The 25,392-nt window shown below is 71.8% G+C and carries 20 protein-coding genes; 9 read left to right on the top strand and 11 right to left on the bottom strand.

Translation table 11 applies throughout. The annotated features are described in order from the left end of the window. Positions 1-36 precede the first annotated feature (36 nt). A complete protein-coding gene (typA, locus tag OJ997_RS09580; protein ID WP_270024861.1) occupies positions 37-1,860 on the top strand; it encodes a translational GTPase TypA in 1,824 nt (607 codons plus the stop codon). A gap of 27 nt (positions 1,861-1,887) precedes the next feature. Next, on the top strand, positions 1,888-3,594 hold the full coding sequence (locus OJ997_RS09575) for a PAS domain-containing protein (RefSeq protein ID WP_270024860.1): 1,707 nt from the start codon (positions 1,888-1,890) through the stop codon (positions 3,592-3,594). Here the strand turns inward: OJ997_RS09575 and OJ997_RS09570 are convergent. Both OJ997_RS09570 and OJ997_RS09565 read right to left on the bottom strand, forming a co-directional pair. Then, complete coding sequence (locus OJ997_RS09570; protein ID WP_270024859.1) at positions 3,585-5,921, bottom strand: FtsX-like permease family protein; 2,337 nt, start codon at positions 5,919-5,921, stop codon at positions 3,585-3,587. The genes OJ997_RS09575 and OJ997_RS09570 overlap by 10 nt on opposite strands. Beyond that, positions 5,918-6,688, bottom strand: a complete 771-nt coding sequence (locus tag OJ997_RS09565; RefSeq protein ID WP_270024858.1) for an ABC transporter ATP-binding protein — start codon at positions 6,686-6,688, stop codon at positions 5,918-5,920. Before OJ997_RS09565 ends, OJ997_RS09570 begins: the two co-directional genes overlap by 4 nt. Positions 6,689-6,890: 202 nt before the next feature. On the opposite strand from OJ997_RS09565, the gene OJ997_RS09560 reads away from it, so the two are divergent. Both OJ997_RS09560 and OJ997_RS09555 read left to right on the top strand, forming a co-directional pair. Beyond that, positions 6,891-9,209, top strand: a complete 2,319-nt coding sequence (locus OJ997_RS09560) for a sensor histidine kinase (RefSeq protein WP_270024857.1) — start codon at positions 6,891-6,893, stop codon at positions 9,207-9,209. Then, on the top strand, positions 9,206-9,871 hold the full coding sequence (locus OJ997_RS09555) for a response regulator (RefSeq protein WP_270024856.1): 666 nt from the start codon (positions 9,206-9,208) through the stop codon (positions 9,869-9,871). Before OJ997_RS09560 ends, OJ997_RS09555 begins: the two co-directional genes overlap by 4 nt. Here the strand turns inward: OJ997_RS09555 and OJ997_RS09550 are convergent. Genes OJ997_RS09550 through OJ997_RS09530 form a run of 5 tightly spaced genes read right to left on the bottom strand, consistent with a single transcriptional unit; the run spans position 9,803 to position 15,402 of the window. Then, positions 9,803-10,789: a sulfate/molybdate ABC transporter ATP-binding protein gene (locus OJ997_RS09550; RefSeq protein ID WP_270024854.1), complete on the bottom strand. Its 987-nt coding sequence runs from the start codon at positions 10,787-10,789 to the stop codon at positions 9,803-9,805. The two genes, OJ997_RS09555 and OJ997_RS09550, sit on opposite strands and share 69 nt — an antisense overlap. Continuing rightward, positions 10,786-11,565 (bottom strand): sulfate ABC transporter permease, encoded by a 780-nt coding sequence (locus OJ997_RS09545; protein ID WP_270024853.1) that lies wholly within the window; start codon positions 11,563-11,565, stop codon positions 10,786-10,788. The genes OJ997_RS09550 and OJ997_RS09545 overlap by 4 nt, the downstream gene beginning before the upstream one ends. Beyond that, positions 11,562-12,389, bottom strand: a complete 828-nt coding sequence (cysT, locus tag OJ997_RS09540) for a sulfate ABC transporter permease subunit CysT (protein WP_270024852.1) — start codon at positions 12,387-12,389, stop codon at positions 11,562-11,564. The genes OJ997_RS09545 and cysT overlap by 4 nt, the downstream gene beginning before the upstream one ends. 6 nt (positions 12,390-12,395) lie before the next feature. Continuing rightward, the gene (locus OJ997_RS09535; RefSeq protein ID WP_270024851.1) at positions 12,396-13,427 is read right to left on the bottom strand and encodes a sulfate ABC transporter substrate-binding protein; all 1,032 of its coding nucleotides are present in this window, start codon (positions 13,425-13,427) and stop codon (positions 12,396-12,398) included. Then, a complete protein-coding gene (locus tag OJ997_RS09530; protein ID WP_372517884.1) occupies positions 13,366-15,402 on the bottom strand; it encodes an immune inhibitor A domain-containing protein in 2,037 nt (678 codons plus the stop codon). The genes OJ997_RS09535 and OJ997_RS09530 overlap by 62 nt, the downstream gene beginning before the upstream one ends. A gap of 105 nt (positions 15,403-15,507) precedes the next feature. Between OJ997_RS09530 and OJ997_RS09525 the strand changes: the two genes are divergently transcribed. Genes OJ997_RS09525 through OJ997_RS09515 form a run of 3 tightly spaced genes read left to right on the top strand, consistent with a single transcriptional unit; the run spans position 15,508 to position 17,929 of the window. Continuing rightward, positions 15,508-16,413 carry a methionine ABC transporter ATP-binding protein gene (locus OJ997_RS09525; RefSeq protein ID WP_270024849.1) on the top strand — a complete coding sequence of 302 codons (906 nt, stop codon included), beginning with the start codon at positions 15,508-15,510 and terminating at the stop codon, positions 16,411-16,413. Continuing rightward, a complete protein-coding gene (locus OJ997_RS09520; protein ID WP_270024848.1) occupies positions 16,410-17,072 on the top strand; it encodes a methionine ABC transporter permease in 663 nt (220 codons plus the stop codon). The genes OJ997_RS09525 and OJ997_RS09520 overlap by 4 nt, the downstream gene beginning before the upstream one ends. Positions 17,073-17,101: 29 nt before the next feature. Then, positions 17,102-17,929, top strand: a complete 828-nt coding sequence (locus tag OJ997_RS09515; protein WP_270024847.1) for a MetQ/NlpA family ABC transporter substrate-binding protein — start codon at positions 17,102-17,104, stop codon at positions 17,927-17,929. Here OJ997_RS09515 and OJ997_RS09510 read toward each other — a convergent pair. Further along, entirely contained in the window at positions 17,915-19,033 is a 1,119-nt protein-coding gene (locus tag OJ997_RS09510; protein WP_270024846.1) for a PucR family transcriptional regulator, read from the bottom strand. The two genes, OJ997_RS09515 and OJ997_RS09510, sit on opposite strands and share 15 nt — an antisense overlap. A gap of 66 nt (positions 19,034-19,099) precedes the next feature. Here OJ997_RS09510 and OJ997_RS09505 point away from each other — a divergent pair, with 66 nt between their 5' ends. Together OJ997_RS09505 and OJ997_RS09500 are read left to right on the top strand one after the other, a co-directional pair. Continuing rightward, positions 19,100-19,558, top strand: a complete 459-nt coding sequence (locus OJ997_RS09505; RefSeq protein ID WP_270024845.1) for a cupin domain-containing protein — start codon at positions 19,100-19,102, stop codon at positions 19,556-19,558. A 116-nt stretch (positions 19,559-19,674) separates the two neighbouring features. After that, positions 19,675-22,470 (top strand): choice-of-anchor M domain-containing protein, encoded by a 2,796-nt coding sequence (locus tag OJ997_RS09500; RefSeq protein ID WP_270024844.1) that lies wholly within the window; start codon positions 19,675-19,677, stop codon positions 22,468-22,470. On the opposite strand, the gene OJ997_RS09495 is transcribed toward OJ997_RS09500, so the two are convergent. The 3 genes from OJ997_RS09495 to mtnA are packed head-to-tail and all read right to left on the bottom strand — an operon-like array spanning position 22,445 to position 25,388. Continuing rightward, a complete protein-coding gene (locus OJ997_RS09495) occupies positions 22,445-23,464 on the bottom strand; it encodes a zinc-dependent alcohol dehydrogenase (protein WP_270024843.1) in 1,020 nt (339 codons plus the stop codon). The two genes, OJ997_RS09500 and OJ997_RS09495, sit on opposite strands and share 26 nt — an antisense overlap. Further along, complete coding sequence (locus tag OJ997_RS09490) at positions 23,461-24,444, bottom strand: alcohol dehydrogenase catalytic domain-containing protein (RefSeq protein WP_270024842.1); 984 nt, start codon at positions 24,442-24,444, stop codon at positions 23,461-23,463. Before OJ997_RS09490 ends, OJ997_RS09495 begins: the two co-directional genes overlap by 4 nt. Continuing rightward, positions 24,441-25,388 carry an S-methyl-5-thioribose-1-phosphate isomerase gene (gene mtnA / locus OJ997_RS09485; RefSeq protein ID WP_270024841.1) on the bottom strand — a complete coding sequence of 316 codons (948 nt, stop codon included), beginning with the start codon at positions 25,386-25,388 and terminating at the stop codon, positions 24,441-24,443. The genes OJ997_RS09490 and mtnA overlap by 4 nt, the downstream gene beginning before the upstream one ends. Positions 25,389-25,392 lie beyond the last annotated feature (4 nt).

The following is a 25,392-nucleotide window of genomic DNA, read 5'->3' as shown; positions in this document are numbered from 1 at the left end:
ACGCCCGACGGCCGGACTCTATCCTCCGCCGCGCTCATGCAGCGTCGCGAAGACCTCAGGAACGTCGCGATCATCGCGCACGTCGACCACGGGAAGACGACGCTCGTCGACGCGATGCTCTGGCAGTCCGGCGCGTTCCGTGAGAACCAGGACGTCAACGACCGCGTCATGGACTCGATGGACCTCGAGCGCGAGAAGGGCATCACCATCCTCGCGAAGAACACGGCCGTCCGCCACAACGGCGTGAAGCTGAACATCATCGACACCCCAGGCCACGCGGACTTCGGCGGCGAAGTGGAACGTGGCTTGACGATGGTGGACGGCGTGCTCCTGCTCGTGGACGCCTCGGAGGGTCCGCTGCCGCAGACGCGGTTCGTGCTGCGCAAGGCACTCGAGAGCCAGCTCCCGGTGATCCTCGTGATCAACAAGATCGACCGGCCAGACGCGCGCACCGCCGAGGTCGTCGACGAGGTCTACGAGCTGTTCATCGACCTCGGCGCGACCGAGGAGCAGATCGACTTCCCGGTCGTCTACACGAACGCCAGGGTCGGCACGGCCACGCTGGACCTCGCGCAGCCCGGCGAGGACCTCCAGCCGCTGCTGAACCTGCTCGAGGCGACGATCCCAGCGCCGTCGTACGACCCGGACATGCCGCTGCAGGCGCACGTCACGAACCTCGACGCGTCGCTGTTCGTCGGCCGGCTCGCGATCTGCCGGGTGCACAACGGCACGATCAAGAAGGGCAAGACGATCGCGTGGTGCAAGGCCGACGGCACGATCACCAACGCGCGCGTCACCGAGCTCTACATCACCGAGAACCTGGACCGCGTGTCCGCCGACGAGGCCGGCCCGGGCGAGATCATCGCCGTCGCGGGCCTGCCCGAGGTGACGATCGGCGAGACGCTCGGCGACCCCGAGAACCCGCTGCCGCTGCCCGTGATCACCGTCGACGAGCCGTCGATCTCCGTCACGATCGGCATCAACCACTCGCCGCTGGCCGGCCAGGACGGCGACAAGCTCACCGCCCGCCAGATCAAGGACCGGCTCGACCAGGAGCTGATCGGCAACGTGTCGATCCGCGTGCTGGACACCGAGCGGCCGGACACCTGGGAGGTCCAGGGCCGCGGCGAGCTGCAGCTCGCGATCCTCGTCGAGATCATGCGCCGCGAGGGCTACGAGCTCACGGTCGGCAAGCCGCAGGTCCTCATCCGCGAGATCGACGGCACGCGCCACGAGCCGGTCGAGCGCCTGACGATCGACGTCCCCGAGGACTACGTCGGCGTGATCACGCAGATGCTCGCGCTGCGCAAGGGCCGCATGGAGCAGATGATCAACCACGGCACGGGCTGGGTCCGCATGGACTACCTGGTCCCCGCCCGCGGGCTGATCGGATTCCGCACCGAGTCCCTCACCGAGACGCGCGGTACCGGCCTCATGCACCACGTGTTCGACCGCTGGGAGCCGTGGGCGGGCGACATGCGCCTGCGCCAGCAGGGCTCGCTCGTCGCCGACCGCAAGGGCAAGACGGCGTCGTTCGCGCTGTTCAACCTGCAGGAGCGCGGGACGATGTTCGTCGAGCCGGGCGAAGAGGTCTACGAGGGCATGATCGTCGGCGAGAACGCGCGCCAGGAGGACCTCGACGTCAACGCCGTCAAGGAGAAGCACCTCACGAACATGCGCTCCTCGACGAGCGACGTGCTGGTGCGGCTGGTGCCCGCGCGCCAGCTCTCGCTCGACCAGGCGCTGGAGTGGGTGCGCGAGGACGAATGCGTCGAAGTGACGCCGCACTCGGTCCGGTTGCGCAAGGTCGCGCTGGGACAAGTGGACCGAGTTCGGGCCGCGCGGCGCCTCAAGAGCTGATCTTCGGCCTACACTCGCGCGGCACACATGCCTACCGGCCCCCCGAAGTTCGAGGAGTTGCTCGAGGCCGCACCCGATGCCTTGGTAGGGACGGATGCGGCCGGCGTCGTCGCGTTCGCGAACGGCCGAGCGAAGGACGTCCTCGGCCGTGATCCGGTCGGCTCGCCGCTCGGCGAGCTGCCGCCCGGGCTCGACGTGGCGCGCACGCCGATGGGCGAGTACGAGCTGGTGGTCATCCGCGGCGCGGACCCGCGAGCGCTGCGCGCGGTGCTCGACAACACCACCGCCGCGATCTTCCTCAAGGACACGGAGGGCCGCTACCTGCTGGTCAACCGCGCCTTCGAGCGGCTGCACGGCAAGCCCGCCGCGCAGCTGATCGGCAAGTACGACCGCGACGTGCTGCCCGGCGAGGTCGCCGACCGCATGCGCGTCGACGACCTGCGCGTGATGTCCTCGCGTGACCCGATCGAGCTGCAGGAAGAGGTCACGCACGGGGAGACGACGCGCACGTTCCTGTCGGTCAAGTTCCCGCTGATCGACGACATCTCGGGCGACCTGTACGGCGTCGGCGGCGTGGCCACGGACATCACGCACCACGTGCGGCTGGAGGCGCGCCTGCGCGAGGCGCAGCGCCTGGAGGCCGTCGGCCAGCTCGCGGGCGGCGTCGCGCACGACTTCAACAACCTGCTGGCGATCGTCGCCAACTACGCGGCGTTCGTGCGCAAGGAGCTGCCGGACGACTCGCGGACCGCGGGCGACGTCGACCAGATCATCGCCGCCTCGCGGCGCGCCTCCGAGCTCACCCGCCGGTTGCTGCTGTTCTCGCGCCGCCAGTCGGGCACGCCGGAGGTGCTGTCGGTGCGGCGGGTGATCGAGTCGCTGGAGCTGCTCCTGCGGCGCACGCTCGGCGAGGACATCGACCTGGTGGTCGACGTCGACGAGCGGCTGTGGGACGTCGAGGCCGACCGCAGCCAGCTCGAGCAGATGCTGATGAGCCTGGCGATGAACTCGCGCGAGGCGATGCCGGACGGCGGGTCGCTGCGGATCGACGCGGTCAACACCGTCATGCGCGACCTCGACGGGCCGTCGCCCCGGGCCGTCCGCGTGACCGTGACCGACACGGGCCGCGGGATGCCGAAGGAGGTCGCCGCGCACGCCTTCGAGCCGTTCTTCACCACCAAGGCCGTGTCCGGCCACGGCGTCGGCCTCGGGCTGGCGACCGTGTACGGGATCGTGACCAAGGCGCGCGGGCGGATCGAGCTGGACTCGACGCCCGGCGAGGGCACGACCGTGACCGTGACGCTCCCGGCGGTGCGCCGCGCGTCCGACGACGACCCGACGCCGAGCGCCCCGCGCGGGCGCGGCGAGACGGTCCTCGTCGTCGAGGACGCCGACGCGGTGCGGGCCTTGACGGGTCGCCTCCTGTACGCCGCGGGCTACCAGGTGGTCTCGGTCGAGAGCGGCGTCGTCGCGCTCGAGCGCCTCGAGGCCGCCGACGTGCTCGTCACCGACGTGGTGATGCCGGGCATGTCCGGCGTCGAGCTGGCGGTCAAGGCGCGCGAGCTGCGCCCCGGCCTGCCCGTGGTGTTCGTCAGCGGCTACACCGGGGACACCACGGTCGCCGCAAACGAGGACCCGGCGACGGCCTTCCTGGCCAAGCCCTTTGACGGCGACGACCTGCTGCGCGAGGTCCGCAGCACGCTCGACGCCGCCAAAAAAGCGCGTCACTCATAGGCGAGGGCCTTCAGCACGTCGATCTTCGAGGCGCGCCGCGCGGGGAGCGTCGCGGCGATCATGCCCGCCAGCGCGGCGATCACCGCGACGGCGATCAGGCTGCCGGCCGGGAACGTGAACGCGAGCCCGTACTCGCCCAGCAGCTGCACGACGACCAGCGCCAGCACGAGCCCGACGGCGATCCCGAGCGTCGCGCCGATCAGCGCCGTGATCACGCTCTCGTGCCGGACCATCCGCCGCACCTGACGGCGGCTGAAGCCGAGTGCCCGCAGCGTGCCGAGCTCGCGCATCCGCTCGAAGGTCGAGAGCACGAGCGTGTTGACGATGCCGAACAGGCTGACGATCACCGCGAGCGCGAGCAGCACCCACAGGATCGCGAGGATCATCCCGATCCAGGCGGTCTGGCCGTCGATGAACTCGGCCTTGGTCTGCGACTGCACGTTCGGGAAGGCGGCGAGCGCGTCCGTGGCGTCGTGGTCGGTGAACGTGAGCCGGTTGCGGACCTGCTCGAACGTCGCGTCGAACGCCTGGTGGGAGATCGTGATCGGGCCGAGGCCGAGCACGTCGAGCACGGGTGACCGCTCGATCCCGGAGACGGTCAGCTCGAGCGTGTTGCCGCTCATCGCGGTGAGGCTGAGCAGGCTGCCGACACGCAGCTGGTGCTCCTTCGCGAAGCCCTCGTCGACGATCGCCCCGTCGGCGGCGATCCCGCCGGCCGTGAAGTCGTAGCGGTAGAAGCGCCCGATCGTCGCGGGGTCGACGCCGTTGACGCCTTCTTGGGAGCCGAACACCAGCGCGCCGTCCTGGCGGATGCTGCTGCTCGTGCCGCCGATCGCGGTCGCCACCTTGGGGTCGATCGGCGACCAGCCGTCGGCGGCGGTGACGACGTTGGTGGCCTGCACGCGACGGTCGAGCGCGCCGCGGCTCTCGTTTTCAAGACCGGTGGCGACGACCGTGACCGCCGTGACGAGCGCCACGCCGATCGTCAGCGCGAGCGCGGTGACCGCGGTGCGGCCCGGGTTGCGCATCGCGTTGCGGCGGGCGAGCGCGCCGGCGGCCCCACCGACCGCCGCCGACGGCCGGCCGACGAGGCTCGCCAGGGCGCGGACGCCGCGGGCGAACAACCCCGGCGTGGCCGCGTGGGTCGCAGCTCTCAGCGCCGCGACGGGCGCGATCCTGGTCGCGCGCCGGGCGGGGATCATCGCGGCGAGCACCGTGGCGAGCGTGCCAACCGCGAGCGAGATGACGATCGTGCGCGTGGCGAGCGTCATCGAGTCCGTGGGGAGCTCCGCGCCGACGGCCGTGAACAGCGCATTGAGCCCTTCGGCGAGGCCGAGCCCCACACCGATCCCGAGGACCGACGCGAGCAGGCCGACCGTCAGCGCCTCGAGCAGCACCGCGGCGCGGACCTGGCGGCGCGTGGCGCCGACCATCCGCAGCAGCCCGAACTCCTTCGTGCGCTGGGCGACGGTGATGCTCAGCGAGTTGAAGATCGTGAACGAGCCGACGAGCACCGCGACCGCCGCGAACGCGAGCAGGATCGTCCGCAGGATGTTCACCAGCGTCTCGAGCGAGTCGAAGGAGAAGCGGTCATCCTCGGCGGCGGTGCGGACCTCCGTGCCCGCACCGGCCGCACCGGCGATGTCGGCGCGGCGGCCCGCCACGAGGATGCGGTCGTAGCCGTCCTTGGCGAACAGCGTCCGTGCTGCTTCCAGGTCGAAGACGGCCGCGCTCGCCTTGCCCAGCGACTTCACGCCGGCGAAGTTCGCGATGCCGGTGAGCGTGAACGTCTGCGCCTCGCCGCGCGCGGCGACCTTGATCCGATCACCGACCGCGTAGTCCTGGTCCTCGGCCGTGGCGCGGTCGATCACGACCTCACCCGGGCCGGTGGCCCAGCGGCCGGTGTCGAGGCGGAACGGCGTGAGCCGCTCGGCGCCCGGCGTCCTCGCGTCGAACCCGACGCCGAAGTACGGGCCCGTGCCGACCGGCTTGCCCTCGGCGCCGATGACCTGCGCGGTGTCGGTGATGTCGCCGACCGCGGTGGTCACGCCGCGCGCGCCGCGCACGCGCTCGAGCGTGCTCGCCGGGATGGTCGGCGCCTGCGCCCGGATGTCCGACGTCTGCGAGCCCTTGAACGTGGTCTTCGTGACCACGACGGCATCCGTGCCGTCGTACGCGGCGTGCGTGAGCGTGTCCGCCGCGCCGGACATCGTGTCCGTGAGGGTGTAGGCCGCGCACACGAAGGCGACGCCGACCACGATGGCGAGCGTGGTCAGGGCGGTGCGGATCGGCCGCGCCACCAGGCCCTTCCAAGTGACGCGGATCATGCCCTTGCCGCTTCGCGCATCGCGTCGAGGATCGCGTCCTCGGTCGGGCCCTGGAGGTCGGCGACGACGCGGCCGTCGGCGAGGAACAGCACGCGGTCGGCGCTCGCCGCCGCGCGGGCGTCGTGCGTGACCATCACCGTCGTCTGGCCGTCCTCGTCCACGGCGGTGCGCAGCAGGTCGAGCACGTCGGCGCCCGCGGCGGAGTCCAGGTTGCCGGTCGGCTCGTCGGCGAACAGCACGGTCGGCGAGCAGATCAGCGCGCGGGCGACGGCGACGCGCTGCTGCTGGCCGCCGGAGAGCTGCGCCGGCTTGTGGTCGCGGCGCTCGGCCAGCCCCATGCGGTCCAGCAGGCGGTCGACGGCGTCCTGCTCGGGCTTGCGGCCCGCGATCGCGAGGGGCAGCGTGATGTTCTCCTCCGCGGAGAGCGTCGGCAGCAGGTTGAAGGACTGGAAGACGAAGCCGATGTGCTTGCGGCGCAGGCGGGTGAGGTCGCGGTCGGACATGCGCGTGATGTCCTCGCCCGCGATGTGGACGGCGCCTGCGTCGGGCGTGTCGAGGCCGGCGAGCAGGTGCATGAGCGTGGACTTGCCGGAGCCCGACGGACCCATCACGGCCGTGAACTGGCCCTTGGGGACCTCGATCGAGACACCGCGCAGCGCGTGGACGGCCGACCCCCCGTCGCCGTAGGTGCGGGTGAGGGCCGTGGCGGAGACGGCGACGTGGTCGGTGTCGGGGAGGTCGAACGGGGCGTAGGCGAGAGCGGTCATGGGGAGGCCTTCCGTGGATTGACCGGAACTCTCTCGGGCCGCGGAGCTCCCGTCGTCGGTCCCCGTGAGGATTGGGACAGTGCGTCGGGATGATTCGATGTCATCCCTAAGGAGGACGCCCACATCGTCCCTGGTTACGAGGACAGGCTCCTGCCCGCACGGAATAATCCGGCCGACCGTGCCCGCTCGTTTCCGTCTCCCAGTGCTGATCGGGCTCGCCGTCGCCGTCGACTTCCAGCTCGAGCTCGCGCTCCTCGTGTCCGACGGCACACCGCATCACGCGCTCGCCGCCGTGCTCCTGCTGGCGATGTCGATCGCGGTCGTGGCCGGGCGCTGGTTCCCGCTCACCGCGCTGCTGACGGTGTTCGGCGGGGTCGCGCTGCTGCCGATGCTCTCGCGCCACTACTACGACGAGATGTTCCTGGCGTTCGCGTCGCCGTTCGTGGTCTCGTTCTGGCTCGGGCTGCGCGCGACCCGCTGGGAGCTGGCGGCCGGCATCCCGCTCGCGACGGTGCTGTCGCTGGTCGCGACGACGCCGTACGACGAGGACGCGGCCTGGTCGAGCGGGCTGTTCACGGCCGTGATCTCGGTCGGCGCGCCCGTGCTCGTGGGCCGGCTGCTGCGCGGCCGCGGGGCGCTCAACCGCGCGCTGCGCGAGAAGGCCTCGCAGCTCGAGCGCCACCGCGAGGACGCCGCCGGCCGTGCCGTCGTCGACGAGCGCGCGCGGATCGCGGGCGAGCTGCACGACGTCGTCGCCCACGCCCTGAGCGCGATGACCGTGCAGGCGACGGGCGCGCGCCGGCTCACGCTGAGCCGCCCGGAGCTCGCGCGCGACGCGTTCGCCGCGATCGAGACCACCGGCCGCGAGGCGCTGGACGAGCTGCGCCGGCTGCTCGGCGTCCTGCGCAGCGAGGACGCGGGCGTGAGCCTCGCACCGCAGCCGTCCCTGCGCCACCTGCGCTCGCTCACCCGCCGCACGACCGCCGCGGGGTTGCCGGTGGTGCTGCGCGTGGACGGCGACGCGGCCGAGCTTCCCGCGGGCCTGGACGTCACCGCGTACCGGGTCATCCAGGAAGCCCTCACGGCCGCCCGCGAGCTCGGCGGCGCCGGCCGCGCCGACGTCCGCGTCACCTACCGGGCCGAGACGCTGGACCTCGAGATCCGGGACGACGGCGCTTCGATCGACGCCCGCCCGCTCGTCGGCGTCCGCGAGCGCGTCCTCCTCCACGGTGGCCGCTTCACCGCTTCCCCCCGCCGCTCCGGCGGCCACACGGTCCGTGCGACCCTCGCCTACGACGGCCGCACGGTCACCACCCGCGACGAGACCGAACATAAAGCCCCAGGGCCTTTAGCTTGCCTTAATGCTCGGCGCCGGCCCGCGTGGCTGCGCCGGCCGCGCAATCTCGACGCGCTCGTGGCCGGGATCGTCGCCGTCGCGGCGGTCGTCGAGGTGCTCGTCTCGCCCGACCGGGAAGGGCCGCTCGTCGCCAACCTCGCCGTCGCGCTGCTGTACGCGTCGATGCTCGTCTGGCGGCGGCGCGCGCCGGTGGCCGCGCTGACCGGGGCGCTGAGCGCCGCGCTGCTGATGGACTTCACGCTGACGCCGATCCTCAACCTGTTCGTGCCGTTCGCGATCGTGCTGATGTGCGTGTACGCGACCGGCGCGCACCGCGACGGGTGGCAGACCTACACCGGGCTCGTGCTCGCGGTGACCGGGCTGCTGGCCGTGCAGGCCGCGATGGGCCCGCGCGTCGGCGCCGACTACTTCTTCGCCGGGCTGATCGGCGCGGTCGCGTGGGGCGCCGGGCGGATCGTCCGCTCGCGCACCCGGCTCACCGCCGAGCTGCACGAGGCCACCGCGCGCCTCGCCGAAGCCGGTGAGGACGCGCGCCAGCAGGCCGCGGTCGACGAGCGCCGGCGGATCGCGCGCGAGATGCACGACGTGGTCGCGCACTCGATCAGCGTCATGGTCGTCCAGGCCGGCGGCGCGCGTCGCATCCTCGCGCGCGACGCCGGCCGGGCCGTCGAGGCCGCGACCCGGATCGAGCGCACCGGCCGGGACGCGCTCGGCGAGATGCGCCACCTGCTCGGCATGCTCTCCGACGCCGGCGAGCGCGGCGCGCTCGCGCCCCAACCGACCCTCGCGGAGATCGGCGAGCTCGTCGCCCGCGCCCGCGCCTCCGGCCTCCCGGCCGTGCTCGACGTCCGCGGCGAACGCCGCGCGCTCCCGGCGGGGTTGGACCTCGCCGCCTACCGCATCGTCCAGGAAGGACTCACCAACGCCATGAAGCACGCACCCGGTGCCGCCACGACCGTCACGGTCTCGTGGGCGCCGCACGACCTCGCGCTGGAGATCCGCAACGCCGCGGCCCAGGACCCGGGCCCGACCGGCGGGCACGGCCTCCTCGGCATGGCCGAGCGCGTGCGCATCTACGGCGGTGAGCTGCAGGCCGGCCCGGGCGACGACGGCGGCTGGCGCGTCAGCGCGCACCTTCCCCTCGACACGGCGCGCGTCGCATGATCCGCCTCCTCATCGCCGACGACCAGGCGCTCGTGCGCGCCGGCTTCCGGATGATCCTCGACGCCGAGGACGACCTCGACGTGATCGGCGAGGCCACCGACGGCCTGGACGCCGTCGAGCAGGCCAAGCGCCTGAAGCCCGACGTCGTCCTGATGGACATCCGCATGCCCGAGCTGGACGGCATCGAGGCCACGCGCCGCCTGCTCTCCCAGGCCGGCGAGCACCCGACCCGCGTGCTCATGCTCACCACGTTCGACCTCAACGAGTACGTCTACGAAGCCCTGCGCGCGGGCGCGTCCGGCTTCCTGCTCAAGGACGTCCCGCCCGAGCAGCTCGCGGCCGGCATCCGCGTCGTCGCCCAGGGCGAGGCGCTGCTCGCGCCGTCCATCACCCGCCGCCTGATCGAGGAGTTCGCGGCCGCCACACCGACGCGGCACACCCCGCCGCCCGGCCTGGACGAGCTGACCGCGCGCGAGCTGGAGGTCTTCCGCTGCGTCGCGCGCGGCCTGTCCAACGCCGAGATCGCCGCCGAGCTCGTCGTCTCCGAGACCACGGTCAAGACGCACGTGGCCCGGCTGCTGATGAAGCTCGGTCTACGCGACCGCGTCCAGGCGGTCGTCCTCGCTTACGAGTCGGGCATCGCGGTCCCCGGTAAGGGCTAGCCACACGATGTCGCCCGCGCTGAGCTCCAGCTGAGCTGCCTCGGTACGCGTGAGCTGCGCGAAGACGGGCTGGCCGTCGCCCAGCTGCAGCTCGACGCGGACCTCGAAGCCGAGGTGGCTCACGCGCGTGACCTGCGCCTCGCGCGCGTCGCCCTCGGGCCGGCTGAGGAGCGAGATGTCGTGCGGGCGCACGAGCGTGTCGTCGACCTGCGCGACCGGGCCGAGGAAGCCCATCACGAACGAGTTCGCGGGCCGGTCGTAGAGCTCGCGCGGCCCGCCGACCTGCTCGATGTGCGCGTTGTCCATGACCGCGATGTTGTCCGCGATCGACAGCGCCTCCTCCTGGTCGTGGGTGACCAGGAGCGTCGTCACGTGGACCTCCTCGTGCAGGCGGCGCAGCCACTCGCGCAGCTCGGCGCGGACCTTCGCGTCCAGGGCGCCGAACGGCTCGTCGAGGAGCAGCACGCGCGGCTCCACGGCCAGCGCCCGCGCGAGCGCCATCCGCTGGCGCTGGCCACCGGACAGCTGCGACGGGTAGCGCTTCGCGAACCCGCCGAGGCCGACGATCTTCAGCAGCTCGTTCACGCGCTCGTCGATCCGCTCCTTCGGCGTCTTGCGGATCTTCAGGCCGAAGCCGACGTTGTCGTGCACGGTCATGTGCTTGAACGCGGCGTAGTGCTGGAAGACGAAGCCGATGCCGCGCTTCTGCGGCACCACGCCCGTGACGTCCTCGCCGTGGATGACCACCGAGCCGGAGTCCGCGAACTCGAGCCCGCCGATGATCCGCAGCAGCGTCGACTTGCCCGAGCCCGACGGCCCCAGGAGCGCGGTGAGCGACCCGTCCGGGACCTCCAGCGACACGTCGTCGAGGGCGGTGAAGTCGCCGAAGCGCTTGGACACGTTGGTGACGGTGATCATGCCTCCCGCCTCCTTTCGAGCAGGGTCATGAGGACGAGGGTCACGAGCGCGAGGCCCATCAGCACCGTGGCCGCCGAGTACGCGCCGAAGGTGTTGTGGTCGTCGATGTAGCGGGCGTGGACGAGCAGGGTCAGCGTCTGCGACTCGCCGGCGACGCCGCCCGCGACGACGGTCAGCGCGCCGAACTCGCCCAGGGAACGGGCGACGGTGAGGACGACGCCGTAGCCCACGCCGACCCGGATCGCCGGGAGCGTGATGCGCCAGAACGTCTGCCAGCGCGAGGCGCCGAGCGTGGACGCGGCCTCCTCCTGCTCGGTGCCGATCTCGCGCAGCACCGGCTCGACCTCGCGCACGACGAACGGCAGCGTGACGAACACGGTCGCGAGCACCATCCCGGGCAGCGAGAAGATGACCGGGAACGCGCCGCCGAGCCAGCCGTCGTTGCCCCAGAACAGGATCAGGGCGACGCCGACGATCACCGGCGAGACCGCGAACGGGAGGTCCACGACGGCCTGCAGCAGGCCCTTGCCGGGGAAGTTGCCGCGGGCCAGCGCGAGCGCCGTCACCAGCCCGAAGACCACGTTCAGCGGCACGACGATCGCGACGATCGTCAGCGACAGCGAGATCGCGGAGATCGCGGCGGGCGTCGTCACCGACTCGAAGAAGGCGACGAAGCCGTCCTCGAACGTGCGGTAGAAGATCATCGCCAGCGGCACGACGACGAGCACGCCGAGGTAGGTGAGCGCGACGGAGCGCAGCGCGATCCGGGTGCTCATCCCACGTCCTTGCGCTTGGTGAACCAGCGGATCGCGAACAGCACCGCGAACGAGATCAGCAGCAGCGCCACGGACACGGCCGCGGCGCTCGCCGGGCGGTCCGTCTCGATCTGCTTGGCGATGTACTGGGAAGCCACCTCGGTGTCGCGCGGGATGCCACCGCCGATCAGCACGACAGAGCCGAACTCGCCGATCGCCCGCGCGAACGCCAGCCCGGCGCCGCCGAGCAGCGCCGGGTACAGCGCGGGCAGGATGATCCGCCGGAACGTCGTCCAGCCGCTCGCGCCGAGCGAGGCCGCGGCCTGCTCGGCCTCGCGGTCGACCTCCATCAGCACGGGCTGCACGGAGCGCACGACGAACGGCAGCGTCACGAACGCCAGCGCCAGGATCACCGCCGGCTTGGTCGCGTACAGGTGGATGCCGACCGGGCTGCGCGGGCCGTAGAGCGAGAGCAGCACGATCGAGGCGACGATCGTCGGCAGCGCGAACGGCAGGTCGATGATCGCGTTGACCAGCGACTTGCCGCGGAAGTCGTCACGGACGAGCACCCACGCGATGAGCGTGCCCGTGACGACGTTGATCAGCGCCACGAGCGCCGAGATCGCCGTCGTGAGCAGCAGCGCGTAGCGGGCGGACGGGGCGCTGATCGCGTCCCAGAACCCACCCAACCCGCCCTCGAGCGACTTCGTCAGCACGGCCGCGAGCGGCAGCAGGACGATGAGGCTCAGCCACAGCGTGGCGACGCCGAGCCCGATCGGGCCGACCCCGCCACCGAGGCTGCGCCGCGTCCGCGCAGGCGGCTTCGGAACCGCGAGCGACGCCATGAGGCCCTAGCTCGTGGCCTCGTCGTAGATCTTCGCCACGGAGCCGGTCTCGGGCTCGAAGAGCTCGTCGTTGACCTTGCCCCAGCCGCCGAGGTCGTCGATCGTCCACAGCTTCTCGGGCTCCGGGAAGTCGGCGGCGTGCTTGGCGGCGACGTCCGGGTCGACCGGGCGGAAGCCGGCCTCGGCCCACTTCTCCTGGCCCTCGGGCGTGTAGAGGAAGTCGACGAAGGCCTGCGCCTTCTCCTTGTTCTTGGACGTGTTGAGGACCGCGACCGGGTTCTCGATCTTGAACGTCACCGGCGGGTTGGTGTGCTCGACCTCTTCGCCGTTGCGCTCGGCGAACAGCGCCTCGTTCTCGTAGGACAGGAGCACGTCGCCGGTGCCCTGCAGGAACGTCTCGGTCGCCTCACGGCCGGACTTGGGCTGCACCTTGATGTGGTCGCCGATGAGCTTGCTCAGGTAGTCCAGGCCGGCCTTCGGGTCCTGCCCGCCGTTCGACTTCTCGGCGTACGGCGCGAGCAGGTTCCACTTCGCGGAGCCGGACGAGAACGGGTTGGGTGTGACGACCTCGACGCCGTCCTTGAGCAGGTCGTCCCAGGTCTTGATGCCCTTGGGGTTGCCCTTGCGCGTCACGATCGTGACCACGGAGCCGAACGGGATGCCCTTGTGCTCGCCCTGGTTCCAGTCCTCGTCGACCTGGCCGGACTTCACGAGCCGGGTCACGTCGGGCTCGACGGAGAAGTTCACGATGTCCGTCGGCAGGCCGGACTCGACCTTGCGCGACTGGTCGCCGGAGGCGCCGTAGGACTGGCTGAACGTGACGCCCTTGCCTTCCGGCGTCTGGTTGAAGGCCGGGATGACGAGGTCGAAGCCCACCTTCGGCACCGCGTAGGCGACCAGCGAGAGCTTGACCTCGGCGCCGCCGCCGTCAGTCGCGGCGGCGTTCGTGGACTCCGAGCTGTTGCTGCTGCCTACCTCATCGCTCGCGCCGCCACAGGCCGACACGACCAAGGCGAGAAAGGTGGCTGCCAGGGCCATGAACTTGGGCGTGTGGGACTTCACGAAGTGCGCTCCTTCGAAATAGCTCGAAGCTGATCGGAGTTCGCACCTTACCGAAAGTCCATGATCCCGATGGGAATTCTTGCACTTTCGAGTTCGCCCCACCGCACGAGGCGCTGGCGGACCGCGTGTCGTCGCTCTCGGAGACCGCCGTCAACGTCACGCGACCCGGCCCGGGCTCGACGTCCACCGGCACGAGCACGGTCTCGCCGGCCCGCGGCGCCACGAGCACGGTGCGCAGCCGCGCCGATGTCGCCCACAGGCGCAGGACGTCCGCACTGTCGCCCGTGTTCGTGACCGGGAACGTGCACGTGGTCGCGTCGCCATCGCGGTGCACGGTCGGCGCGCCGACCCGCACGCCGCGCAGCCGCGCCCCCGTGTCGTCGAGGGAGCGGACCGCCACGGTGTGGTGCAGGACGCCGTCGGCGTCCGTGCGCCGGTCGATGACGTAGAAGTGCAGCCGGTTCGCCGCGTCGACGTACTCGGCCCGCGTGCCTGAGCCGACGCCGGCGTCGAACGCCGCGTCGTCGAGCTGGCGGTCGTCGCCCGCGTTGACCTTGATCGCCGTCCCGTCCGGCCGCACGTAGTCGACCTGGTCGATGTCCCGCGGGTTCGCGTCCACGTACCAGAGCGAGCACCGGAAGCTCCCACACGACGAGCTGCGGTCCTTGGCCTTGGCGATCAGCACGCCGTGCCCAGGAAGGAACGAGTCGGACCCGATCTGCTGGACGACCTCGAGCGTGTAGCGGTCGTAGCCGCCGCCGTCGCACAGCGGGTTCGCGGCGAACGTGCACGGCGCGGACTGGTCGCCACCGTCGCCGTCGAGCGCGACGTCGACGCCGACCGTCTCGCCGTGCGGCGCCACCTCGCGCGCCTTGACGTCCACCACCGCGGGCCCGGCCGTCGCGAGCAGCTCCCGGCTCAAGTGCAGGACATCGCCGGCGTCGAGGAAGCCGAGCGCGGCCTTGTTGTGGATCGCGTGCTGCGCGCCGAGCGACCCGCCCTGGGTCGACGGCACCAGCCAGCGCGTGTGCGGCCCGCCGGGACCGTTGGACGAGCCGCGGCTCATCATGTCCCAGTTGCCACTGGCCGACCGCTGCACGGTCCTGGCGAACGGGTTGTTGTAGTTGTCGTCGAGCCCCAGGTTGTGGGAGAGCTCGTGCGCGTAGCCACCCATCCCGGTCGTCTCGGCGGCGGTCGCCGTGTCGCCGGACGCCGTCGGCCAAATGCTCGCGGCGGACGCCCACGAGGTCCACGGCGCGAAGCGCGTCCGCGCCCAGTTGGCCGTGAGCGCGTCGCGCGGGTGCGGGCCGAACCGGTCGGGGATCGCCTCCGGACCCGTGAAGCGCATCTCGCCGAACTCCCGCCACGTGTCGCTCTCGGCCGCGCCCGCCGCGACGTAGAAGACGTTGTCGAACGCGGCCGCGGCCTGCGTGCCGACGTCCCGCTCCCACGCCGCCCGGGCGTCGGCGCGGAAGTTCGCGTTGCAGGGCGTGAGCGCCGGCGTCGGGCACGAATCGGCGACCGCGGCGTACTGGCGCAGGAAGTACTGGTAGGCGCGGTGCGGCATCCGGTAGGGCCCGAACGGGACCAGCTCGACGCCGTAGCGGCCGTAGGAGTTCTCCATCCAGTAGCGGTGCATCGTCTGGAAGTGGTTGAGCCGCTGCGGGCGGTTGAGGAAGTCCGCGTAGAAGCGCGGGACCTCCGCGCGCGGAACGCTGTGCACCTCGACGGTCGGCGTGCCCCAGAGCGTCGAGCTCTCGGACTGGGAGACGATGAAGTCGCGGTCCGGGAAGTCGGCGAGGACGATCGCGACCTTCCACTGCTTGACCGTCGGGCGGAGCGACGGGTCGGCGTAGTTGGCGCCGGGGATGGGCTTGTAGTCGTCCCAGGTCGCCGCGGAGGCTCCCGGTGCGACCACGAGCACCAGCAACGCGACCACGGCGAGGACCATCCGCACAGTTCGAGCTTAGGACAGTCCGTATAACGGTTTCCGACACCCGGTCCTAATAGATCTAAATACGATCTGAGTTCAGGTGTTTCTATGCTCCGCCGCTCGATGCTCGAGATCAGCGGCTTACGCAAGACCTTCCCCAACGGTGTCGTCGCCCTCGACGGCGTCGATCTCGTCGTGCCGAAGGGCGAGATCGTCGGCGTCGTCGGTCGCAGCGGCACCGGCAAGAGCACGCTGATCCGCTGCGTGAACCGGCTCGAGGAGCCGACCGCCGGCACGATCCACCTCGAGGGCGAGGACATCACCAAGATGCGCGGCGCGCAGCTGCGCGCGGCGCGCCGGCAGATCGGGATGATCTTCCAGCAGTTCAACCTGCTGTCCTCGCGCACCGCCGCCGAGAACGTCGCGCTGCCGTTGGAGATCGCGGGCGTCGGCCGGGCCGAGCGGCGCCGCCGCGCGCTCGAGCTGCTCGACCTCGTCGGGCTCGGCGACCGCGGCGCGTCCTACCCGTCGCAGCTCTCCGGCGGCCAGAAGCAGCGCGTCGGCATCGCCCGCGCCCTCGCCTCCGAGCCCGCACTCCTGCTGTCCGACGAGGCGACCTCTGCCCTCGACGCCGAGACCACGAACTCCGTGCTCGACCTGCTCCGCACGATCAACGCCGAGCTCGGGTTGACCGTCCTGTTGATCACGCACGAGATGGACGTCGTCCGGCGCGCCTGCGACAGCGTGGCGTTGCTCGACGCCGGTCGTGTCGTCGAGCACGGCCCGCTCGGCGAGGTCGTCGGGCGGCCCGACTCGCGGCTGGCCTCCGGGCTGCTGCCTCAGTTCGGGCGCGTCGAGGTCGGCGAACACGAGCACGCGCGCGAGCTCGTCCTGTTCGACGACGCCGACGAGCGGCTCGCGGCCGAGGTGGCCGAGGGCGCCCGGATCGAAGCACGGTCGACGGAGCGCATCGGGGACCGGCGCGTCACTCGCGCCCTGGTCGTCAACCCGAAGGAAGTGACGGTATGAACGACGGCTGGAGCGACTGGGCTCCCCTGCTCTGGACGGCCACGCGCGAGACGCTCGTGATGGTCGGCGTGGCGATGCTCGTGACGATCCCGCTCGGGCTCCTGCTCGGCGTCCTGCTGCTGATCACGAGTCGCGGCGGCATCCTCGAGCAGCCGATCGCGAACAAGGTCCTCGGCGCGATCGTCAACGTCGGGCGTTCGGTCCCGTTCATCATCCTGCTCGTCGCCGTGATCCCGCTCACGCGGGCACTCGTCGGCACCACGATCGGCACCACCGCGGCGATCGTGCCGCTGGCGCTCGCGACGATCCCGTTCTTCGCGCGGATCGTCGAGACGGCGCTCCGGGAAGTGCCGGGCGGCCTTGTCGAGGCCGCATTGGCGTCGGGCGCGCGGCGACGTGAAGTCGTCCAGAAAGTGCTGATCCCCGAGGCGCTCCCCAGCCTCGTGTCCGGGGTCACCATCACCACGATCGGCGTCATCGGCTACTCCGCGATGGCCGGCGCCGTCGGCGGCGGAGGCCTCGGCGACGTGGCCATCCGTTACGGCTACCAGCGCTACGAGACCGAGGTGACGATCGCGACGGTCGTCGTCCTCGTCGTGCTGGTGCAGCTCCTGCAGTGGGCGGGCGACTGGTTCGCCCGCCGCCTCTCTCACGCCTAGCAGCACTCCTCCCCTGAAAGGAAGTCCCGATGCGCCGCATCGCACTTGCCCTGACCGCCGCCGCCCTCGCTGTCGGTGTGGTCGCCTGCGGCGACGACGAGCCCGCCGCGAGCGGAGCCTCGACCGACACGTCCAAGCCCCTCGTCGTCGGCGCCTCCCCCGTCCCGCACGCCGAGATCCTCAACTTCGTCAAGGACAATCTCGCCGAGAAGGCCGGCCTCAAGCTCGAGATCAAGGAGTTCACGGACTACGTCCTGCCGAACACCGCGCTCATCGACGGCCAGCTCGACGCGAACTACTTCCAGACGCCGGCGTACCTCGCCGACCAGGAGAAGGCGCGCAACTTCAAGGCCGTCTCGATCGTCGGCGTGCACATCGAGCCGCTCGGCCTCTACTCGCGTGACATCAAGGACCTGGCGTCGATCCCGAACGGCGCGCAGGTCGCGATCCCGAACGACCCGACGAACGAGGCCCGCGCCCTGCGCCTGCTCGCGGCGAACAAGCTGATCACGCTCAACGACAACGAGAGCACGACGGCGACCATCCGGGACATCATCGACAACCAGAAGGACCTGAAGTTCGCCGAGGTCGAGGCCGCCCAGACGCCGCGCTCGCTCGACGACGCCGACCTCGCGGTCATCAACGGCAACTACGCCATCGAGGCCGACCTCACCCCGAGCGAGGACGCGCTCGTGCTCGAGCAGGCCGAGGGCAACCCGAACGCCAACCTCCTGGTCACGCTGCCGGAGGAGCAGAATGACCCGCGCGTGAAGAAGCTGGCCGAGCTGCTGACCTCGCCCGAGGTGAAGCAGTTCATCGACGAGAACTACAAGGGCGCGGTGCTAGCGGCGTTCTAAGCGAGACACCGCCCGCTCGACGTCGAGCGCCTGCAGGCCCAGCGAGAGCTGGGCCTGCCCGGCCGGCGTCTGCGGGTCGTGCCCGGTGAGGACGCGCACGCGCTCCAGCCGGTTGCCGATCGTGTGGCGGTGCGCGTAGATCGCGTTCGCCGTCGCGTTCATGTTCGCGCCGTGCTCGAAGTAGGCCCGCAGCGTGTCGTGCTGCTCGGGCGCCGGGCCGACCGTGGAGCCGACGAGGCTCCGCAGCTCGCCCGGGTTGGTGGCGCCCGTCGCGATCAGCAGGCGCCAGCTGCCACCGAGCAGCTCCTCACCGCCGCCCAGCTGCAACGCGATCGCGGCGGCCTTGAGCGCCGAGCCGAACGCCGCCGGGTCGGGTTCCTGCGGTGAGACGCCGACCGGCATGGTCGCCCGCAGGCGCTGCGTGAGGCGGTCCGGCGAGCCGGGCGTGAGCGCCTCCACGAAGTCGCCGCGTGCGGCCGCGAGCGCGCCGGGGAGCTCCTGCGCGATCGCGGCCAGCACGCGGTCGGTGTGCCCCGCCGGCGGGCGCGCGACCAACGCGCTCGCGCCGTGGGACAGGTCGGCGCCCAGGCGCTGCGCGCGGGCGAGCACCTCCGGGCCGGAGAGCTGCTCCAGCTCGTCGAAGAGCGCGGCGGCGGCGCGACGCTGCGACACGCGCTGGTCGCGCAACGTGACCGCGGTGAGCGCCGCGAGCGCGGCCAGCTCGAGGATCTCCCGTGCGTCACCGGCGGGCTCAGCGCCCGTGAGGAGCACGGCGCCGAGCGGCTCGTCGCCCGAGCGGACCTCGACCTCGGCGACGATTCCCGGCGGCACCTTCACCGGGCCGCCCCGAAGGCGCTCGGCGACGTAGTGCTCCAGCGCGGGTAACCGCTCGTCGTCGGGCGCGGCGGCCGCGATGTCGGCGGCGGGCAGGACGATCGCGACCGTGCCGTGCAGGTGCTCCGCCGCGAGCGCCGCGACGGGCGCGATGCCGCCGCCCGCGAGCACCGCGTCGATCATGCCGAGGTGGATCCGGCGCAGGGTGGCTACGTCGGCAGTGGGCGTGCGCGCGCGGGTCTCAGCGAGCACGGACAAAGGGACCTCCATTGCATAGGAGGACGGTACCACAAATGCCTTAATCCCGATCGGCTTTGGCATCTCTACCCTGGAAGCGTGAGACGAGCCGCATTCGACCCCACCGCCTTCCGCTGGGACGGCGTCACCGCCCGCGCCTACAAAGACGACCCAGGCAGCGCGCGCGGCATGGCCTGGCAGGGCCTGTCGCGCCACACGCTCGTCCGCTCCGAAGAGGCGGGCGTGAGCTTCGAGGTCCGCTACTTCGAGATCGCCCCGGGCGGCTACTCGAGCCTCGAGAAGCACGAGCACGTCCACGTCGTCTTCTCCGCGCGCGGCGCCGGCCAGGCGCTGATCGGCAACCAGGTGGTGGACCTCAACCACCTCGACCTCGTCGAGACGCCGCCCTGGGCTCCGCACCGCTGGATCAACCCGACCGACGAGCCGTTCGGCTTCATCTGCACCGTCGAGGGTGCCCGCGACCGGCCCCAGCCGCTCTCGGACGAGGAGTGGAACGCGCTCCTCGCCGACCCCCGCACCGCCCCCTTCGCTCACTAACCCGAACCTAAACGAACCTAAAGGGGTCTGACCCCTTTAGCTTTCTTTAGATTGGCGCGGAGGCGTTCCGCCGTGTAGTTTTCGGGACCGAGTCCCATTCTACGTTTAGGAACGCCATGCTCTCTGTTGTCTTGCAGCGGGGACGATGGGTGCTGCTCGCACTCGTCGTCGCCGTGTTGTCGATCCCGTCCGCGGCCCGGGCCCAGGCCGCGCCGCCGCCCAGCAAGGTCCGCCAGGTGCTGACCAAGATCCACACCGACGCCGTGTCGGTCGGGCCCGAGCTCGCGCTCGGGACCAAGGCTGACATCGGGGACGAGCGCGAGAAGGACCTCGACCCTGCGCTGACCGTCTTCAACGTCGAGCAGGCCGCCAAGCGCGCCGTGCCGGAGGACGCCAGGTACGCGTTCCTCGGCGCGCCCGGCGCGGACGTGTGGATCGCGCCGCAGAGCAACCCCGAGGGCGCGCTGCTGTGGCCCGGGTTCAGCACCGAGGACGTGCCGGCGGGCACCTTTGAGCGCGACGAGATCACGCTGTCGGTCGAGAAGCGCTCCGGCCCGGGCACGTTCGACCTGTACTCGGTCGACGGGTTCGGCGCGATCACGCGCCTGCTCACCGACCGCGGCGACGCCCACCGCGCCTGGACGATCAAGGCCCAGCAGCACATCCACGCCAACTGGGCGTTCAGCGCCGCCGGCACGTACATCCTGCGCTTCACCGCGACGGCGAAGCGCGGCGGCGCGCCGATCACCGCCAGCATGGACTACCGGTTCCAGGTCGGCTTCCTGCCGGACCCGGTGCGGACGACCACCACGCACAGCGTCGACAAGACCGAGTCCTCCGTGGGTGACCCCGTCACGTTCTCCGCCCGCGTCGAGCCCGTGGGCGCCACGGGCTGGGTCGAGTTCCGCACGCCGTACGCGCTGCTCGGCTTCGCGCCGGTCGGCCCGACCGGCACCGCGACGTTCACGACGACCGGCCTGGAGCTCGGCACCAGCCGCGTCCGCGCGCGCTTCGTCCCCGAGTGGGGCGACGACTTCACCGCCACCGTCTCCGAGTACGAGGTGTCGACGGTGCGCGAGGCGCCCGCCGGCCCACGGCTGCGGATCGACGGCGGCAAGGCGAGCTACGCGTCCGGCGAGACGCTGGCGCTGACGGCGTCCGGGCTCGAGCCCGCGGACGGCCAGCGCATCCGCTGGCGCTACGCGACCGGCGCAGGCGAGGACGCGGCCATCTACCAGCACCCGAACTTCACCGAGCAGCCCGGGGCGCAGTACACGCAGCTCGTCTCGCGCAAGCTCGACGGCCTCCAGCTCGTCGCCGAGCTCGTCGAGGGCGCCCGCGTGCTCAAGCGCTCCGAGCGCCTCACGGTCCACGTGTCCGGGGAGCCCGTCGGCTCGGGCGTGCCCGTGCGGATCGAGGGCGCCCGCGCGTCGTACGCCGCCGGTGAGTACGCCGATCTGCGTCCCGCCGGCGACCCGCTGCCCGAGGGCCATGCGTACCGGCTCGTCCTGCTGAGCCAGTTCGGCGCGCCGAACGTGATCCCGCGCTCGCGCTTCCTCGCCCAGAGCTACGACGGCCAGGAGGTCGCGTTCCAGCAGCTCGACGCCGAAGGTCGCGTCGTCGGCCAGTCGCCGCCCGTGCTGATCACCGCGATCAGCTACGCGGTCGCGGTGGTGACGAGCAAGCCGGTCTACAAGCCCGGCGACGTCGCGGAGTTCCGGGCCGAGGTCACGCCCAACGACGGCCGCTTCACGCGCTTCACGTGGTTCTACTCCAGCGACACCGAGTTCACCCAGCTCGAAGAGACGTCCGGCGTGCTGCGTCGCACGGTCACCGCGAGCGACGACGGCGCGGCGATCATCGCGCTGCTGCTGAACGACGAGGGCAACGGCTTCGCGATCTCCCAGAACGCGTACATCAACGTCGAGGCGCCGCTCGGCGACCGCGCGTTCATCCTCAAGGAGCTCGCCGGCCACTACCACTCGGGCGAGACGGTCACGCTGGAGACGATCGCCGAGACGCTGCCGGAGAACCCGGCCTACCGGTGGTTCCTCAAGCGCGCCGACCAGACCGAGTTCGCGCAGCTCCCGATCACGGCCGCCAGGCACACGCTGCGCGCGAGCCAGGCGCTCGACGGCGCGCTCGTCCACGCCCAGCTGCTCGACGCCGGCGGCACGGTGCTCGCCACCACGCCCGACCGCACGATCCACGTCTCCGACCACGGCGACCCGCCGAACGAGGTGCTGACGGTCCGCGGCCTGGCGGAGCGCTACGCGCCCGGCGAGACGATCGCGCTCACGGCCGAGCAGGCACCGGAGACACCGCTCGACCACTACGAGTGGTGGGTCCAGCGCAAGGACGCGACCACGCCCACCCAGGTCGCCGGAGCGACCGGCCCGGTGCTGACGCTGTCCGCCGAAGCCAGGCTGGACGGCGCCACGGTCTTCGCGCGCCTGACCCGCGACACCGGCGTGCCCTACATCACCTCCGCGCCGGTGACGCTGCACGTGAGCGGGCAGCGCGTGACGCTCGGTGGCCGCGTGGAGCAGGTGCTCGCGCTGGAGCTGGGCGCCGCGCCCGACCTCGGCGCCTTCGTCCCGGGCACCGCCCGCGACTACGCCGGCACGCTCGACGCCACCGTCACCACCACCGTGCCGGGCACGCAGCTCCTCGTCTCCGACCCGGGCGCGAACCCCGGCCACCTCGTCAACGGCAGCGCTGTGCTGAGCACGCCGCTGCACCTCGGGTCCGCCCCGCTCACGGCCCCGGTGACCGTCCGCACGTTCGCCCGCGGCGTCTCCCTGGAGCCGGTGGCGATCACCTTCAAGCAGGCGATCGCCGCGCGTGAGCCGCTGGAGGTCGGCAGCTACGCGAAGACGCTGACGTTCAGCCTGGTGACGACGACGCCGTAATGACGCTGTACTTGGCCGGCTGCGGATCGTGCAGCCGGCCGAGCAGCGCGTCCGGGAGCTGGTCGAGCGTGATCTGCGGGCCGAGCAGCTCGGCCCACGGGTACTCGTTCCCGGCGAGGACGTCCAGGGCGCGCGCCAGATAGCGCGGCGCGTGGTGGTAGGTCCCCGTGAGGGTGACCTCCTCGTAGTGCACGCGCGCGGTGCCGACCGTGAAGGTCGTGTCCCGCGCGCAGCCGCCGAACAGGTTCACGGTGCCGCCCGGCGCGGCCATCGCGACCGCAAGCTCCCACGCCTCGGGGCGACCCACGGCTTCGATCACGAGGTCGGCGTCGCCGCCGTGCGCGATGTCGTCCGGCCCGCGCGTGGCGACAACGGTCTTGGCCGCGCCGAAGCGCTTCGCCAGCTCCAGCCGCTCCGGGTGAGGATCGAGCACGGTCGGCTTCCCACCGGCACTCGCCACCAGCGCGGAGAGCATCAACCCCAGTGACCCGCCGCCGAGGATCGTCACCCGCTCGGGCACCTCGACGACGTCCAGCGCGTGCACGGCGCATGCGAGCGGCTCGGCGATCGGCGCCAACGCAAGCGGCACGCCGTCGGGGATCCGGTGCAGGTTCTTGCGCACGACCCGCTCGGGCAGCAGCACCTTTTCCGCGAACCCGCCGAGCACGTAGAGCAGGTCCTGGCAGAGCGACTCGCGACCGCGCAGGCACTGGCGGCACTCGCCGCACGGGGCGGAGTTGCCGCTGAAGACGACGTCGCCGACCGCGACGTTCGTCACGCCCTCCCCCACGCTCTCGATCGTGCCCGCGAACTCGTGGCCCAACCGTGCCGGGAACGGCCCCAACGAGGGATGGCCGCGCAGGAGCGACTTGACGTCGGTGTGGCAGGAAGCGGCCGCGCCGATCCGCAACACGGCCTCGCCCGGCCCCGCGACCGGGTCGGGAACCTCCTCGATCCGCAGGTCGCCGGGCGCGTAGACCAGCGCGGCCTTCACGAGGCGGTCACGACCACTTTGATGCCCTCCTTGCTGCGCGCGGCAGCGAGCGCGGCCTCGGTCTCCTCGAGCGGGAACCGGTGCGTGATGAGCTTGTCGGCCGAGATGTGGCCGTCGGCGATCAGCGCGAGCGCGGCGCGCGTGTCCTGCGGCCCGGCGGAGTAGGACGCCTGGATCTCCAGCTCGCGGAAGAACAGGTCGTCGACGCCGAAGTCGCGCCGCTCGCCGGGCCCGCTCGGCGCGAACAGCTGGATGATCCCGCCACGGTCGGCCGACGCGACCGCCAGCTCCCACGCCGCGGCCACGCCGGTCGCGAGCATGATCACCGTGGGCGAGCCGACGGCCTCCACGCTCGGCTCAACACCCTGCGCGCCGAGCGACGTCGCCAGCGCCCGCCGGTCCTCACGCGGCTCGGCCACGGTCACGTCCGCGCCCCGCGCCAGCGCCGCTTCGGCGATCAGCAACCCCATCTGGCCGCCGCCGATCACGAGCAGCCGGGTGTCCGCATCCACCCGCGCGCGGTCGAGCCCACGCACGCAGCACGCGAGCGGCTCGATCAGCGTCGCCGCCTCGTCGCTCACATGATCCGGCAGCACCAGCAGGTCCAACGACGCGTTCAACGCCGGCACGAGGATCAGCTCCGAGAACCCGCCCGGCTCGATCCGCGTCGCCTTGAAGGTGTCGCACAGCGTCTCGTGCCCGCGGCGACAGTACTCGCACTCACCGCACGGCACGTGATGGTGGATGAACACGCGCGTGCCCGGCTGGGGCAGCTCGTCGCCACGTGCGTCGACGACCACGCCCACCGGCTCGTGCCCAAGTACCACGGGCGCCCGCGGGTCCTGGTACCACTGCATCAAGTCGCTGCCGCAGATCCCGCACGCGCGCATGGCGACGAGCACCTCGCCCGGCCCGGGACGCGGCACCTCGCGCTCCTCGATCCGCACGGCGCCCTCGCCGAGGTACACGGCCGCTCTCAAGACAGCGCCCCGGAGATCGCCGGTCCGAACGGCGCGCGCAGCACGCCCGCGTCCGTGATGAGCCCGGTGATGAGCGAAGCGGGCGTGACGTCGAACGCCGGGTTCCACACGCGCGTGGACTCCTCGAGCCCCGCGACGCGGCGCACCTCGCTGCCGTCGCGCTCCTCGATCTCGATCACGGCGCCGTGCGGCGTGGCCGGATCGAGCGTCGAGCGCGGCGCGGCCACGTAGAACGGCACGCCGTGATGGCGCGCGGCGATCGCCAGCGCGTAGGTGCCGATCTTGTTCGCCGTGTCCCCGTTCGCCGCGATCCGGTCCGCGCCGACGATGACGGCGTCGATCTGACCGCCCGCGAGCAGTGCCGGAGCGGCGCCGTCGGGCAGCACCGTGACGGGGATGCCGGCGTCGTCGAGCTCCCAGGCGGTCAGCCGCGCGCCCTGCAGCAGCGGTCGGGTCTCGCACGCGAACACCTCGATCGGCTCGCCCGCCGCGTGCTTGGCGTAGACGACGCCGAGCGCCGTCCCCCAGCCCGCGGTCGCGAGCCGGCCGGTGTTGCACACCGTCAGGATCTTCGCAGCGCCGCCGAGCTCCGCGCGCCCGAACTCGCCGATCGCGTGGCAGGCGGCCACGTCCTCCTCGAGGATCGCGAGCGCCTCGGCCTTCCGGTCCTCCGCGGCGAGCACCCGCTCGACCGCCCAGCGCAGGTTCACGGCCGTCGGCCGCGCCGAGGCGATCCGCTCCGCCGCGGCTGCGTCGTCACCCGCGAGCAGCACGCCCAGCGCGCCCGTGACGCCGATCGCCGGCGCGCCGCGTACGGCGAGCCTCTGGATCGCGTCCACCACCTCATCGACCGAGGTGAGGCGGATGACCCGCTCCTCGGCCGGCAGCAGCGTCTGGTCGATGATCTCGATCGCGTCCCCGGTCCAGCCCACCGCGGTCCGCACAGCC

The sequence above is a fragment of the Solirubrobacter phytolaccae genome (assembly GCF_027587195.1).
GTDB lineage: Bacteria > Actinomycetota > Thermoleophilia > Solirubrobacterales > Solirubrobacteraceae > Solirubrobacter > Solirubrobacter phytolaccae.
The sequence above is the reverse complement of the archived record's forward strand: the minus strand, read 5'-3'. Positions and strand labels throughout refer to the sequence as shown.